Here is a 14278-nt window from a genome sequence, read left to right as displayed (position 1 = left end):
TTTACTCTTTCGGCCGGCTCTACTCCTTTGGCCGGCCGTTCGGCTTCCACGCGGGCTGTGCATCGCTGTTCGCGAGCGTGCGCAGCGGCGTGACGAGGGAGCGGATCGCGTCGGTCATGAAGCCCAGGTCGATGCTGGCGAAGTTATCGTCCTTGGTGTGGTAGCTGGAAATGGTCGCCCAGCCCGAGAGCGTGTGCGCGACGATCCCCTTGAGCGCGAGCGAGTAATTGTCCGAGCGTTCGAAGAAATGCTGGTCCGGATAGGGATCGGCGGCGAGCTTCGCACCCTGCGCGGTCATCGTCGTGCCGAGATCGGAGCGTTCCATGCCGGTCATCATCAATGCGCCCTTGGGCAGTTTCGGGTCCTGCGCGCCGATCATCTCGAACTCGACATTGGCGGCGATCGTGTCGAGCGGGACGGGCGGATGCTCGCCGAAATAGCGCGAGCCGAGCAGGCCCGCTTCCTCGCCGCCATAGGCCACGAACATCACGCCGCGTTTCAGCTTCGGGCCGCTCGCGAGGGCCTTCGCCAGCTCGATGACGGCGACGGTGCCGGACGCATTGTCGTTCGCGCCGGCGCGGATGCCGTCCGGCTGGACACCGAGGTGATCGAGGTGCGCAGTCAGCAGCAGCAGCTTGGCTGCCGGGTCGGTGCCGGGCAGGAAGCCGATGGCGTTGGTGGTCGCGGCCTGTTCCTCCACGACCGGCGTGGCGAGCGTGACCGCCGAACCCGATTTCAGCGTCGCGACCGCGGCGGCGGGGATGGTCACGATCGCCATGCGCGGGCGTTGCGGTGTGTCCGCAAGGCGCACGCTGTCATGCGGCGGGGTATCCTCCGCCGGGCGGTCGGCGACCGTTATCAGCATCGTCGCCCCGGCTTTCGATGCCGCGCTGAAGACCGTGCGGCGCTTGGCGGCGGGGCCGGTGAACAGCACGGCTGCGCCGGTCGGGATCCTGGCCTTGGTTTTGCCGGTGACGAACAAGGTACCGCTGACCGCCGGGCCGGCACCGCTGGCGAGACCGGCCCCGGCGATCGGGGCACCGCCGATGGTCAGGACGGACGGCCCTGTCACGCGGCGGCGGATCACGGGTGCGGACTGGATGTAGCCAGCCATGCCGGGCACGGGTATCAACCCTGCCGCTTCGAACTGCGCCGCGACATAGGCGGCAGCGAGGGCTTCGTCGGGCGTGGCGCTGCCCCGGCCGCGCATGGCGTCGCTGGTCAGAAAACGCTCGTGCGCGCGGACGGAGGTGAGCGTGACGGTGTCCTGCGCGAACGCGGGAGATGCGCAGGCCAGCAGAAGGGCGGCCGTCGCCCGGATCGAGAATGTCATGTCTTCCCCTTTTTGCGGAACGGTAGAGCGGCCGTTCCGCACCGGCAAGATTGCTTAACCGCGTTCGTGCACCTGGTGGCAGCGGTGGCGACGCTATGGGGATCGTCGGGGCAGGACGCCCTGGAGAGAGCCACGCATGAGCTATCGCACGAACGCGCTGACCGCGGTTACGGGACCATCATCGGCGGCGAGCGCGCCGCACCGGGATGGGGCGCTGTGCGCGCAACTGGCGTCGCGGGTGCCGGCGTTCGTGACGGCGCCGACGTTCGTGTTCGGGCGAGACGGTGCGCCTCTGCCGAGCCGGTCGGAGGCGCTGCGCGAGCGGATCGCTGCGGCGCGCGGGTTGGGCTAATTTGGCGGGTGGGCCTATGCTCTCCCCTCCCTTTTAGGGAGGGGTCGGGGGTGGGTGGGAGCCGGACGATACGGTGAGGCGCCGCTCGACGGTATCCGTATCGCGAGCATTCCACCCACCCCCAACCCCTCCCTAAGAGGGAGGGGAGAGGTTCTCTACCGACCGCGCGGTGTTCTCTCTCAGAGGGAGAGCCATCAACCGATCGCTTCCAGCACCGCGGCGCGGAGTTCGGGGATGCCCATGCCGCCTTCGCTGGAGGTGGTGATGATGTCCGGGTGCGCGGCGGGGCGTTTGCGGGCTTCCTCGGCCGTCGCGGCGATGACGGCGGCGAGATCGGTGGCCTTGACCTTGTCGGCCTTGGTCAGGACGATGCGGTAGCTGACGGCGGCCTTGTCGAGCATCGCGAGGATTTCGCGATCGACTTCCTTGATGCCGTGACGCGAGTCGATCAGCACCAGCGCGCGTTTCAGCACGTCGCGTCCGCGCAGGAAGTCGTTCACCAGATAGCGCCACTGGCGGACCATGTCCTTGGGCGCCTTGGCGAAGCCGTAGCCGGGCATGTCGACCAGCCGGAACGCCAGCGGGTTGCCGACATCGAAGAAGTTCAGTTCCTGCGTGCGGCCCGGCGTGTTCGACGTGCGCGCGAGGCCGTTCCGGTTGGTCAGCGCGTTGAGCAGCGACGACTTGCCGACATTCGAACGGCCGGCGAACGCGACCTCCGGTACCAGCGGATCAGGCAGATGCTCCAGCTTGGGCGCGGACTTCAGGAACGCAACCGGCCCGGCGAATGCCTTGCGTGCGATCTCCAGCTGTTCGTCGGTGAAGCTCACTTCTTCACCGGCTCTTTCAGGCCCGGATGGCGGGCGTAGAGCAGGCGCTGCTGCAAAATCGACACGCAGTTGGTGGTGATCCAGTAGACCTGAAGGCCGACCGCGAACGGCGCCATCACGAACATCAGCACCCAGGGCAGGAAGGCGAAGACCTGCTTCTGCGTCTCGTCCATCGCCTGCGGGTTCAGCTTGAACTGGAAGTACATGCTGATGCCGAGCAGGACGGGCACGACGCCGATCGCCAGGAAATGCGGCGGGGTGAAGGGGATCAGGCCGAACAGGTTGATGATCGTCGCCGGATCGGGTGCGGACAGATCCTTGATCCAGCCGACGAACGGCTGATGCCGCATTTCGATCGTCAGCATCAGCACCTTGTACAGCGCATAGAAGATCGGGATCTGGATCAGCGTCGGCAGACACCCGGCAAGCGGGTTGACCTTTTCCTGCTTGTAGAGGGCCATGACCTCCTGCTGCATGCGGACCTTGTCGTCCTTGTACCGCTCCTGCAGCGCCTTCATCTTGGGCTGGATCGCACGCATCGCCGCCATTGAGGCGAACTGGCGCTGGGCGATCGGGAAGAGCAGCAGGCGGATCGTCAGCGTCAGCAGGATGATCGCGATGCCGAAGTTGAAGACGTGACGGAAGATCCAGTCGAGATAATAGAAGATCGGCTTCTCGACGATGCGGAACCAGCCCCAGTCGATCGCGTAATCGAGCTTCGCCACGCCCTGATCGTCGGTGTAGCGGTCGAGCAGGCGCACTTCCTTGGCACCCGCGAAGAAGCGCGAGGTCTGGGTCAGGCTTTGGCCGGGCGCGACGACGCGCGGCTGAACCGCGAAATCGGCCTGGTAGGCGCTATTCGCGCCGGCGCGGAACTGGCCGTCGAAGGTCGCGGCCTGATCGGGAATCAACGCGGTCAGCCAGTATTTGTCGGTGAAGCCGAGCCAGCCGCCCTGAGTCGTGAACCGCTGCGGGCCGGCATCGACGTCCTTGAAGTCGGGCTTGTAGTTGGCGGCACCGTTCGCGACCGACATCGGGCCGGTGTGGATCGTCCAGCTGTCGGGGTCCTTCGACACGCCGCTGCGATTGACATAACCGTATGCGGCGACCGGCACCGGGCGCTGGCCCGCATTCTGCACGGTCTGGCGGACGGTGAACATATACCCGTCGTCGACGGCGAGTTGGATGCCGAAGCGCTGGCCGGTGGCGTTGGTCGTGGTCAGCATCACCGGCTGGCCGGGCGCGAGCTTTTGCGAGGAGGCGGTCCAGACGGCGTCGGCGGCCGGCGGCGTCAGGCCCTCGGCACGCCAGCCGAAGCCGGCGAAATACGCCTGCGGAGCGCCGGCCGGGGACAGGAGGCGGATCGGGTCGGAGTTCCTGGCGACCGTTTCCTTGTAGCCGACGAGCACGAGGTCATCGATCCGCGCGCCGCGCAGGTTGATCGATCCGCGCAGCGTCGGCGTCTCGATTTGCACGCGCGGGCTTTCGGCGAGCACGACGCGGCGGTCGCGGACGGCGGCGGGGCTGTCGGCCGTCGGATCGGCACCGGCCTTGGGCGGCAGCGCGACCTGCTTGCCGTCGACCATCTTGGTCGCAGGCGGATTGGCGGTCGGGAAGAACCGGTTCTGGATCAGCGGCCATCCGAACAGGATCAGCGCCGCGATCACCGCGAACAGCACGAAATTCTGGCGATCGTTCTTCAAGTCGTCAGCCCCGGTAAAAGAGGTCGCCCCGGTCGAGGTCGGCCAAGTAGAGGGTGGTCACGCGTCACGGCACGGGATCGGGGCCGTAACCGCCCCACGGATGGCAGCGTGCGATGCGCTTCGTTGCCAGCCAGGCCCCTTTGACCGCGCCATAGCGGCGAAGGGCGGTGATTGCATAGGCCGAACAGGAAGGGTCGTAGCGGCAGGATGGCGGCAGCACCGCCGAGGGTCCGACCTGCCACGCCCGCGCGACGAGGATGAGGGCGCGCGACGCGAGGCTCACCGCGTGACCTTCTTCAGGGCTTTCGCGAGTTCGATGCGGAGCGCGGTGTAATCGCGCTCGATGCCGCCGTTGCGGCCGATCAGCACGTGATCCGCACCGCGGATGCCGTCCACCGGCAGCAACTCACGCGCAAGCGACCGCAAGCGGCGCTTCATCCGGTTCCGGACGACCGCGTTGCCGATCTTCTTGGTGACGGTGAGTCCGACCCGCATCGCCGGGTCGCCATCGCGGCGGTCCCGCACCAGCAGGACGAAGCCCGGCATCGGTGCGCGACGGCCATTGTTCGCCGCCAGGAAATCCCGGCGGCGTGATATTACGGTTACGCCGACAGCTTCTTGCGGCCGCGGGCGCGGCGGGCGCGGATCACCGCGCGACCGCCCACCGTCGCCATCCGCGACCGGAAGCCGTGCCGGCGTGCCCGAACCAGGTTGCTCGGCTGGAAGGTCCGCTTCATCGTTCATTCCCTTGGGTATCGTTCAAACAGAAAGGGCCGCCACGCGGACGGCCTTGTTGGCGGTCGCATAAGCGAGCGACCCGTCGAAGTCAACGCGGGGCCGATCATTGCGGACCGTCCCGTCGCGTCTTCTGACGCTCGTTCTGGCGTTCTCTGGCGAGGCGGCGGAGCGCGCTTTCACGGCGCATCGCCCGGTCGATGATGCGCCCGGTCCGCGGCCATTTGCGCTTGGCGCGAGCGAACCGCTGACGCGCCGACGCCGAATTGCGGAGGATCAGCACCAGTCCGCCCGCGAACAGGAAGATACCGGCCGGACCCGGCACCGGCGCCAGCAGCGGTGCCGCAACGATCAGCAGGCCACCCAGCACGAGTTGCGCGATTCGAATCGCGGGGCGGCGAGCGGGCGGGGCAGGGATCACGCACCGCATCTGGAACCGGTGTGTTGTGTTTGCAAGACGGCGCTCGCGCTCGCTTGTTCGAAATAGGCTGCTATGGATGAAAGCGAGTTTGGCGGGGGATGATGTGGCGGCGATCGTGCGGACGGTGGCGTATCTGGGGCTGGAGGCGCGGTCGGTGGAGGTGCAGGTCCAGCTGATCGCCGGGCTTCCCGCGTTCAACCTCGTCGGGCTGGGCGACAAGGCCGTTGGCGAGAGCCGCGAGCGGGTGCGCGGGGCGATCGCGGCAATGGGGCTGGCGCTGCCGCCGAAGCGCATCGCCGTGAACTTGAGCCCGGCCGACCTGCCGAAGGAAGGGTCGCATTTCGACCTGCCGATCGCGCTCGCGTTGCTGGGCGCTATGGGCATCGTCGATGTCGAGATGCTGGCGGATTACGTCGTGGTCGGCGAACTCGGGCTGGACGGCCGGATCGCGCCGTCGCCGGGCGTGCTGCTGGCGGCGTTGCACGCGAGCAGCGAGGACAAGGGGCTGGTGTGTCCGGCCGCGCAAGGGTCCGAGGCGGCGTGGGCGGCCTCGGTGGAGGTGATCGCCGCGCCCGACCTGCTGGCATTGCTCAACCATTTCAACGGGCGCGGTCTGTTGGCGGCACCGCCCGCCGGGGAGGTCGAGGAGGCGCGGACCGGTCCGGACCTGAGCCAGGTGAAGGGTCAGGAGACGGCCAAGCGCGCGCTGGAGATCGCGGCGGCGGGCGGCCACAATCTGCTCATGGTAAATTAGGCTACACGAGGATACACGGCGGCATGGATGCCGTCATCTACGTGCGCTGGTCGTCGGCCGAGCAGGGCAGAGGGAGCTCGCTGAAGCGCCAGGAGGGCGACTGTCGACGCTTCGCCGCCGCCAGGGGCTGGAACGTGGTCGACATGATCGTGGACGATGGCGTCAGCGCCTTTCGGGGGCAGAATTCGCTCGAAGGCGGGCTGTCGAAGTTCGTGGAGGACGTGGAAGCGGGGCGCCATCCGCCGGGCATCGTTCTTCTGGTCGAGAAGCTGGACCGGCTTTCCCGTCAGAACGTGCGGACGGTGGTCTCGTGGGTGCTGCGGATCACCGAACTCGGCGTCGTGATCTGCACGGTCGAGGACGACCGGCGGTACGATGCCGACAACATCGACATGGTCGCCATGATCGAGGTCGCGGTGAAGGCCGGTCTCGGCAATCTCGAGTCGGAGCGGAAGAGCGATCGGGTCGGTGCCGCATGGGCCGCGAAGCGCGAACGTCTTCAGAAGGGCGATCGTACGGTCATGACGCGCCGCGCGCCGGGCTGGCTCACCGTCGAGGGATCGCCCCCGGCGTTCGTCGTCGTGAAGGACAGGGCCGAGACCGTGCGGCGGATCTTCGAGTGGACCGCCGCGGGTCTCGGCAAGCATCTGATCGCGCGGAACCTGAACCTGGAGGGCGTGGCCCCCTTCGGCAGGGCGGACGGATGGCACGCGAGCTACGTGCAGAAGATCCTATCGTCGCCTGCCGTCCTCGGCGAGTTTCAGCCGGGCACGAAGCCGAAGGGCGGCGTCCGGATCACGTCCGGCGATCCCATCCCCGACTACTACCCGCAGATCGTGGACGCCGACCTGCGCGCGCGGGCGCTCGCGAGCATGGCGGGTCGATCGCGGATCGTGATGGGCCGCGGCCGACGGCTGTCGAACCTGTTCGGCGGTCTGGCGAAGTGCGAGTGCGGCGCCCGCATGACGTTCAGGGCGAAGGGCGCGAAGACGAGAGCGAACGGCGACGTCGTGCGCGAGGACTATCTCGTCTGCGACGCGTACCAGCGGGGCAGGGGCTGCCGGAACCTCAACCACTACAACTACGAGATAGTCGAGCGATGCGTGCTGGACGCGGTCCTGGCGCAGGCGATCGAGGACCGGCACTTCGAGGCGCCGGGGGAGGCGCGCCGGCTCGAGATCGAGATCGCGGACCGGACCCGCAGGCTGTCGATGACGAGGGAGCGGGCCGAGAACGCGATGGAGCTCGCCTCCGAGTCGAAGCGGCCGGAACCGCGAGCCCTGTTCATCAGGCTGTCCGCCGAGGCGGATGCGGAGGAGGGGACGATCGCACGCCTTCGCGACGAGCTCGTCGCTGCGCGAGGCGCGGTGTCTCCGTCCGAACACATTCGCCGGATCGAGCGGCTGCGCGGCGGCATGGCCTCGGACGACGAGAGCGAGAGGCTTGCGGCGCGCATGAAGATCATGGGGGCGCTGCACGATCTGGTGAGGACGATGATGTTCAGCAGGCGGAGCAGGCTGGTCGGCCTGGAGCTGGCGAACGATGCGTATGTCGTCGTACATCCCTACGGGGAGGGCATCACTGCCGGGTACGTCGCCGATCGGTGACGTTTGCCGGACGACGTGTCGCCCGTTGCTCTCCACAGGTGGAAGCCCGATTAGATCGTCGCGACCGTGCGACTGCCGGATGGAGAGGTTCGATGACCGACCAGGGACCCGAAGCCTACGATCCGCTGGACGACGACTATCGAGACCAGCTGGTCGCGATCGGCAAGGGCGCCGTCAGTCTCGTTCCTCTCGTCGGCGGACCGCTAGCGGAGATCATCGGGGCCGCCATCCCGAACCAGCGCGCGGACAGGATCGCGACGTACGTCCGCGGTCTCGACGCCAGGATCGTGGAGATGCGCGAGGACACGCAGCGGGCGATCGCGGAGAACGCGGCCAGGCTCGATCTTGTCGTCGAGGGCGGTTACCAGGCCGCCCGGGCGTTGTCCGACGAGCGGGTCGAGCGCATCGTCGAGGCGGTGTCGCGAGGGCTGGCCGAGCACGATGCCGATCTGGTCAGGCGCAAGAGGCTCCTGGTCATGTTCGGGGAACTCGACGACGACGAGGTCGCACTGCTCAACGCCTATGGCCGGACGTACGGCGGTGCCGATCGCGAGGCGCTGCAGCGGATAGGCAGACCCGAGAGGGTTCACATGCAGTCGCCGCCGGAGGCACTCGAACGCGACCGGCTGTTCACCGCCGGCAAGGAGCATCTGCTTCGCCTCGATCTGCTGCAACGGAACTGTCGGCACCGTGAAGAAGGGGCAGCTTCCCGAATTCGATCCGAAGTCGGGACACTTCAAGCATACGGTCGAGGTCTCCTTTCTAGGTCGCCTGCTGTTGAAGGAGGTGGGGCTCCGGACACCGTTCGATGAGGCTCAGAGCAGAAACGGCGAGACGCCCTGATCTTCGGCTGGTCGACGTGTCCTCGTAGGGAAACTGGGGCCGCGGACCGACATCCTGGCGGCATCGTACGGTCGCTGCAGATTCAGCACGTCGTCGAAGGTCCCGGTGAGCCATCGCTCGTGATCGGCTGGTTCGAGGATGGTGATCATTGCCTTGGGATGGATCGGTTCTACGAGGACGTTGGGATCGCAGGTCACCATGGCGAAGGCGGAGCCGGCTTCGGTTCGCTGCCAGAAGCCGGCGACCGCAAAGAGGGGCTGGTCGACGACCTGGAACCACATCTGCCCCTTGATCGGCCTCCCGCCGCCCACGTCGTGGACGTCCGGCGTCCACTCGCAGAACTCCGACAGCGGGACGATGCAGCGGTTCTCCGGCCGTTCGGCCAGTCGACGCCATTGCGGCAGCGCGAGGTTGCGCACGTTGGTCATGGGGAACTTCGCTGCCCCGCCGAGCACGTCCCATGACATGACGTCGACCCCGAGCCCGCGATCGTCCCTGTGGATTACGTATGCGCGACCGCGCGGCGTTAGCTCGACAGGATCGAAACGGTTGTCGCGTGGTCGGTCCGCCGACCAGGTCGCGCCGAAATGGGTGCGGAGCGTCTCCGGCTCGTAGGAGAGCCTTGCCCGATTGCACATGCCGTTCTCCTCGTTCGTCGATCGACCTCACGGCTTCAACGCGTTCTGCCGATCGTCTCTACCGCCAGGAGGTCGAAGCCGCCCCTCGTCCCGGTCACTCGCACCCGTTGACCGACCATGCGTCTCGCCTTCCATCCCGTCCGCCAGCCGACATCCAGCCGCCAGGTGCCTCCGCCGACGACGTCGATCACGAACTCGTCGTTATCTCGAAGAAGGAGGCCTATTAGCTCGTGACGAGTCCCGATCGGCATGCCGGTCAGTCGCAGCGGTGTCCGCGCCAGTAGCGCGGCCAGATCATGACGGTGCGCGAGGCGATCATGGCGCCGGACAGGTCGCCCGCCCTCGGCGACGTGCACCATGCGGCGGTTCTGCTCCCGCCTGCGCCGCCCGCGGACCAGCAGGACAATCGGATGCCCGACACGAGTGCATGGCCTTCGCGAGACGTCCCCGTCCGCCGACCGATCAGGGACACGAGCGCGGACTTCGCCTGGTCCGCAGTAGCCGCGGGGCATGGCTGATTGGATCGGCAGGTGCCGTCGCTTTCGCGGGCTGCGATGCCTGCCAGGCGCAGCCGCGGGCCTTCGGCGCACCATAACGGGCCGTCGCCGTCCCAGACCCGGATCGGCGTGCACGAGAAGGTAGCGCCGTTGGGAACGACGATCGCGGCAAGCAGTGCAAGTGTCAGCGACATAGCCGGCACCCCGCTGGGAAGATGACGGTCATGATGATTGGAAGGTGAATGCTGGCGGCCTCGTGTGCATGTCCAGCGAAGCTAGCGCGAAGCCTCGGCTCGTCAACGTAGAACCGTCGCAGTCCGATGCGGAGCTGCCGGTCGTTCGAAAACCTGCGCGTCGATGATCAGGCGGATTGCAAGTGTTAACACGTTCCGCCTACATCGGTCCGGTCCGCCGGGAGGCGGACCGAGGCGTGAGAACCTCGCGATTAGTAGCCGTACGCCCGGCCCGAACCAGTTTCGGCCGGGAGGCGGACGCGCATGTCCAGGGCCTCCGGGCCTAAAGGCGTTCGCGCTCGTCTAATCGCGGGTTCTCAACTTCCGGCTCACGGGCCGGCGCCGCCTCGCGTCAAGGGAGGCGGTGCCGCCGGCTGGGAGAGCCGATCGGCACCGACGCGAACGAGGGATCGCGCGTGGGCATGTCGAACGCGGGCCGTTTCGGGCCACTCAATCTCGTGGACAGTCTGAACACGGCGGTCGCGTGTCAGGCGACGTCCCATGGCGACCGTGGCGGCCTACCTCCGCGGTCCATCCATGCGCCCATCGCATCTGCTCGGATGCATGCAGCCGCTCCCGTTCGGCCGCGTACGGCTTTCAATGCGGCGTTTCCGTTCGCCGATGTCGCGGACGCGTACGTGTCGATGGCGATGGTGGACGCGCCGTTGGGCAGCGCCTCCGTCCGATGCGACGCCAGTGCGCATGCGGGACGACCGCGCCTTGTCCCCCATCCATGTGCGCTCCGTTCAACGCTGCCAGTCCGTTCAACGACGTCGTCCGCTCGAAGCCGAAGAGGAACATCCATGCCCAGACCTACGCCCATGTCCGCCGCCGTCATGCTTCTGGCCGTTGGAGCTCTCGCCGGCTGCGGCGATGCCGGGGCTCCGAGCAAGGATGCCTTCCGAACTGGCCTGGAGCCGATCGTGCGGGACGTCTTCTGCCGTTCGATCGACGTCATGCCCTACGAGGTGGAGGGGCAAAATGGTGACGCGGCGTTCCCCGTCGTCACGTCGTCGAAGCGCACGATGTTCGGCCCCGGATCCGATGGCAGGTCGATGGCGATGCTCGATGCGGCGGCCGCTGCCGGCTTCGTGACCCGCACGGCGATCGAGAAGCCCGCCAAGTGGAAGGGCGCCGATGGGCCGTTCGTCCAGCAGACGCTGATCGCATACTCCCCCACGGAGAAGGGAGCCTCATACTTCCGTGCCGTCGAGCGGAAGGCGACCGACCGCATCGTATCCGTGCCGTCGATCTGCGTCGCGAAGGGCGAGGTGGTCGACGTCGTACGGTGGAGCGAGCCCGTCGACTTCGGCGGGCGGCGCGTGACGCAGGTCACCTATTCCTATCACGGTGTCGATCCGATCCCGGCCATGCCGGCAGCGGAACAGACCGCAATTGCCACGCCGAAGGAGGCGACCAAGCCGTTCGAACTGCAAAGCGACGGTTGGCGACCCGTGTCCCGCTGACTTCCAACGGAAGCCGGACGTTTCCTTCGATCCCGACGTCGGCGCCGTGCTGCGCCGTCTGAATCCAGCCATACCGACAGGAGTACGATCAGCATGACCTTCACCGAAATCACCGCCGCAGCGATGCTCGTTCTCTCCTCCACGCAGGCCCAGGCCGCGCCGGGGCAGGGACGGGCAGCTGCCGCCAAGCCGATGTCGGCGGGGCGAGGACCCATGGCGATGGACGTCGCCGGCGTGCGGCTGGGAATGCCGCTTACCGCGACGCAGACGGCACTGGCCGCGACCTATCGTTGCGAGACGAGAAGAGCCGCGTCCTTCCGTCAGCTGGTCGATCAGGAGGTAGCCCAGCGTCGAGGTGTCCCGCCGGGGTTCGGTCCTGCGGGCAGGGCGGTGCACGAACTCACCTGCGAGGGTCCCTCCGGCGAACACCTCCGGCTCTTCATGGCGCAGACGCCTTCCGGCGAAGTCGTCGACCGGATCGATCTGGCCATCCCAACGGATCGCGTCGACGAGGCCCAGGTGGTCCGGCAGCTCGAGGGCAAGTATGGGCGACCGACCGAGGGGACTGCAGCGAACGGATCGTGGTGCGTCACGCGATGCTCGTACGTCGGCGACCAGCCCAAGATCTTCACGTCCTCCAGCGGGCGCTACGTCAAGATCCTGGGAGATCGAGGTGGGATCGCGCGCCGGGCCGACGAGGCGGCGGTCAAGGCGGTGGCCGCTCGCGAAGCGCCCGCCGCGAAGCGCGGTGCATTCTGATGGAGGACGTCATCTGCGGCGGATCCAGACCCGCCACGTCGTCGACGCGTCGGGCCGTCGAGCTGCGACTTCGGCGTGTCGCCGGAAGGCTCCGTCGAAATTCGGAACGTCCTTCCAGGTGTCGGATCGTCTACCTCGGCGTCGATCGTCGTCGCTGGCTGCTTATCATGGCCATGCTGAGCATGCTGCCGGAAGCAGCGGTCGCGAAGCGGCCGGACCGGCGGGTGGCCGAGATGCCGCTGGAGACGATGACCTTCCGGGACGCCGAGCGTGTGGGTGCCGTTGGGACCGGATGCACCTGGAAGGGGGGATCGGACCGCACGCGCAGACTGTCGATGGCGGACGACCGTGCCGGCGTCAGGCGGAACGGGACGGTCGTGGCATTGAAGCCTGCCCCGGACGCCAAGGAGATGTTCTTCACCTACGACCGCTGGCTCGGTGGTGGGATGCTGATAGTCGTCCGCGACACGGGGAAGGTCGTGAGCCGAGGCCGGGAGTCCTCGGAGACGGCGGCTTGGCTCGATCTCGTCGAGGGCGGCCGGACGCGATCGTTCCAGGGACGGCTGAACTGCGGATCCTGAGGGCGGCTCGGCCCAAGCGTTATTCCGTCGGACGGCTTCGCCGTCTGACGGTCTCGATCGAGTAAGTGATCATATCCTGTCGAAGACCGATCCCATGCGCGGGCTGAACAGCCGCTCGTACGTCTTGAGCAGGAACATGTCCGTCATGCCCGCGATGTGGTCGCAGACGACGCGGATGTCGTTGCCGGCCGTCTCGTACTGGCGAAAGGTGTTCCTGGGTAGGAAAGCGGCGGGCTCCGACGCGAGCGCCTCGAACACGGCCACCACCATGCGCTGCCCCTTGAATTCGAGATGCTGCACTTCGGCGCTGCGGATCACGACGTCGTAGACGAGAGCCTTCAAGGCGGCGAGGAACATGCGGGCCTCGCCCGTCATGCCGACGCGGAAGCGCAGCAGCGGTTCGGAGAATTCGGTGTGCTCGACGACGGTGCAGCGGTGGATGAAGTAGCCGACCAGCAGGCTGATCGCATGCTTCCTGCTGGACCCGTCTCCGAAGATCTTCTTCATGAGCGCGGCGTACGCGTCGTTTCCGAAGCTGCTTCGTCCGCGGTCGCCGAGCCAGTTGAAGAAGCCTTCGCACATGGCCGGCTTCACGTATTCTTCCCAGTCGGCAATCGTGACCAGGCCGAGCGCTGTCGCATCCTCCAGATCGTGCACGCCGAAGGCGATGTCGTCGGCGACGTCCATGATGCTGCAGTCGAGCGACTTGTGCAGCGTCTTCAAATGTTTCGGCTTGGGTTCGCTTAGCGCCTCTTCGATGGTGCGGTCCGTCGCCGTGAACAGTCCGCGATCGGCATCCGACAGCTCGGCGAGGATCCACTTCACCTCGGCGCACTCGCTGTCCATGTGGCACTTCGGTGGTTTGGATGCCTCGCGGTCCACCAGCGCAACGCTGACGGGGCCGACCATCAGTCCCGGCGATCGCTCCGGGTGGCGGGTCGACGAGTAGCTCGCGGGATACTTCAGCGTCCCCAGCAGCGTCCGCCGCGTCAGATTCGCGCCGTGGCTTTCCGAGTACTTCTCGAGCTTTGTCAGGATGCGGAGGGTCTGTCCGTTCCCCTCGAATCCGCCGTGTTCGGCCATGCAGAAGTTGAGCGCGACTTCGCCGCCATGACCGAAGGGCGGATGCCCCAGATCGTGGGTCGAACCTATGGCCTGAATCAGCGCGAGGTCGGGAAGATGATCGATTACTTCGTGGCCGGCATTGTCCTGGCGAACCTGCCGTACGATGCCGCTGGCGATCTGGGCGACTTCCAGCGAATGCGTGAGGCGCGTCCGATAGAAGTCGCTGTCTCCGAGGTTAAGTATCTGGGTCTTGCCCTGAAGCCGGCGGAACGAGGCGGAGTGAATGATGCGGCCATAGTCGATGTCCGAATTCGATCGGGCATCGTCTGCGTTCTTGACCCAGCCGCTCGGCCGCTCTTCCCAGTTCATCGACGGTGGGTAGTCGTATTCGACGGCGTCTGCCAGTGTCCACCCGTCATTCGACGCGATCCGTCACGTATCGGTGATCGAGCGGACCATGG

At 66.9% G+C, this 14278-nt stretch carries 16 protein-coding genes and 1 pseudogene; 7 read left to right on the top strand and 10 right to left on the bottom strand.

Going from position 1 to position 14278, the window contains the following annotated elements; translation table 11 throughout:
- Positions 1-19: 19 nt before the first annotated feature.
- Positions 20-1333 carry a M28 family metallopeptidase gene (locus AC0CH8_RS04825; RefSeq protein WP_465238926.1) on the bottom strand — a complete coding sequence of 438 codons (1314 nt, stop codon included), beginning with the start codon at positions 1331-1333 and terminating at the stop codon, positions 20-22.
- Positions 1334-1469: 136 nt separating this feature from the next.
- On the opposite strand from AC0CH8_RS04825, the gene AC0CH8_RS04820 reads away from it, so the two are divergent.
- Positions 1470-1685 carry a hypothetical protein gene (locus AC0CH8_RS04820; RefSeq protein ID WP_465238925.1) on the top strand — a complete coding sequence of 72 codons (216 nt, stop codon included), beginning with the start codon at positions 1470-1472 and terminating at the stop codon, positions 1683-1685.
- A gap of 194 nt (positions 1686-1879) precedes the next feature.
- On the opposite strand, the gene yihA is transcribed toward AC0CH8_RS04820, so the two are convergent.
- The 6 genes from yihA to AC0CH8_RS04790 all read right to left on the bottom strand — a co-directional run bounded on the left by yihA (position 1880) and on the right by AC0CH8_RS04790 (position 5374).
- Entirely contained in the window at positions 1880-2515 is a 636-nt protein-coding gene (yihA, locus tag AC0CH8_RS04815) for a ribosome biogenesis GTP-binding protein YihA/YsxC (RefSeq protein WP_465238924.1), read from the bottom strand.
- Positions 2512-4218, bottom strand: a complete 1707-nt coding sequence (gene yidC, locus AC0CH8_RS04810) for a membrane protein insertase YidC (protein WP_465238923.1) — start codon at positions 4216-4218, stop codon at positions 2512-2514. Before yidC ends, yihA begins: the two co-directional genes overlap by 4 nt.
- A 64-nt stretch (positions 4219-4282) precedes the next feature.
- A complete protein-coding gene (gene yidD, locus AC0CH8_RS04805; RefSeq protein ID WP_465238922.1) occupies positions 4283-4501 on the bottom strand; it encodes a membrane protein insertion efficiency factor YidD in 219 nt (72 codons plus the stop codon).
- Positions 4498-4815 carry a ribonuclease P protein component gene (gene rnpA, locus AC0CH8_RS04800; protein ID WP_465239153.1) on the bottom strand — a complete coding sequence of 106 codons (318 nt, stop codon included), beginning with the start codon at positions 4813-4815 and terminating at the stop codon, positions 4498-4500. The genes yidD and rnpA overlap by 4 nt, the downstream gene beginning before the upstream one ends.
- Before the next feature lie 5 nt (positions 4816-4820).
- Positions 4821-4955: a 50S ribosomal protein L34 gene (rpmH, locus tag AC0CH8_RS04795; protein ID WP_017978410.1), complete on the bottom strand. Its 135-nt coding sequence runs from the start codon at positions 4953-4955 to the stop codon at positions 4821-4823.
- Between the two features lie 104 nt (positions 4956-5059).
- On the bottom strand, positions 5060-5374 hold the full coding sequence (locus AC0CH8_RS04790; RefSeq protein WP_465238921.1) for a hypothetical protein: 315 nt from the start codon (positions 5372-5374) through the stop codon (positions 5060-5062).
- 103 nt (positions 5375-5477) lie between these two features.
- Between AC0CH8_RS04790 and AC0CH8_RS04785 the strand changes: the two are divergent.
- The 3 genes and pseudogenes from AC0CH8_RS04785 to AC0CH8_RS04775 form a co-directional block, all read left to right on the top strand.
- A pseudogene (locus tag AC0CH8_RS04785) lies at positions 5478-6122 on the top strand (magnesium chelatase domain-containing protein); the annotation flags it as partial.
- Between the two features lie 29 nt (positions 6123-6151).
- Complete coding sequence (locus AC0CH8_RS04780; RefSeq protein ID WP_465238920.1) at positions 6152-7735, top strand: recombinase family protein; 1584 nt, start codon at positions 6152-6154, stop codon at positions 7733-7735.
- 92 nt (positions 7736-7827) lie between these two features.
- Positions 7828-8547: a hypothetical protein gene (locus AC0CH8_RS04775; protein WP_465238919.1), complete on the top strand. Its 720-nt coding sequence runs from the start codon at positions 7828-7830 to the stop codon at positions 8545-8547.
- A gap of 3 nt (positions 8548-8550) precedes the next feature.
- On the opposite strand, the gene AC0CH8_RS04770 is transcribed toward AC0CH8_RS04775, so the two are convergent.
- Both AC0CH8_RS04770 and AC0CH8_RS04765 read right to left on the bottom strand, forming a co-directional pair.
- Complete coding sequence (locus AC0CH8_RS04770) at positions 8551-9216, bottom strand: SOS response-associated peptidase family protein (protein WP_465238918.1); 666 nt, start codon at positions 9214-9216, stop codon at positions 8551-8553.
- A 35-nt stretch (positions 9217-9251) separates the two neighbouring features.
- Complete coding sequence (locus AC0CH8_RS04765) at positions 9252-9575, bottom strand: DUF5818 domain-containing protein (protein ID WP_465238917.1); 324 nt, start codon at positions 9573-9575, stop codon at positions 9252-9254.
- Positions 9576-10869: 1294 nt separating this feature from the next.
- Here AC0CH8_RS04765 and AC0CH8_RS04760 point away from each other — a divergent pair.
- The 3 genes from AC0CH8_RS04760 to AC0CH8_RS04750 all read left to right on the top strand — a co-directional run bounded on the left by AC0CH8_RS04760 (position 10870) and on the right by AC0CH8_RS04750 (position 12752).
- Positions 10870-11412 carry a hypothetical protein gene (locus tag AC0CH8_RS04760; RefSeq protein ID WP_465238916.1) on the top strand — a complete coding sequence of 181 codons (543 nt, stop codon included), beginning with the start codon at positions 10870-10872 and terminating at the stop codon, positions 11410-11412.
- A 93-nt stretch (positions 11413-11505) separates the two neighbouring features.
- Positions 11506-12171: a hypothetical protein gene (locus tag AC0CH8_RS04755; protein WP_465238915.1), complete on the top strand. Its 666-nt coding sequence runs from the start codon at positions 11506-11508 to the stop codon at positions 12169-12171.
- Positions 12171-12752 carry a hypothetical protein gene (locus AC0CH8_RS04750; protein WP_465238914.1) on the top strand — a complete coding sequence of 194 codons (582 nt, stop codon included), beginning with the start codon at positions 12171-12173 and terminating at the stop codon, positions 12750-12752. The genes AC0CH8_RS04755 and AC0CH8_RS04750 overlap by 1 nt, the downstream gene beginning before the upstream one ends.
- A gap of 69 nt (positions 12753-12821) precedes the next feature.
- Here the strand turns inward: AC0CH8_RS04750 and AC0CH8_RS04745 are convergent, their stop codons facing one another.
- Positions 12822-14186 (bottom strand): anti-phage deoxyguanosine triphosphatase, encoded by a 1365-nt coding sequence (locus tag AC0CH8_RS04745; protein WP_465238913.1) that lies wholly within the window; start codon positions 14184-14186, stop codon positions 12822-12824.
- Positions 14187-14278: the final 92 nt, after the last annotated feature.

This window comes from Sphingomonas sp. AC435, assembly GCF_979253005.1.
The sequence above is the reverse complement of the archived record's forward strand: the minus strand, read 5'-3'. Positions and strand labels throughout refer to the sequence as shown.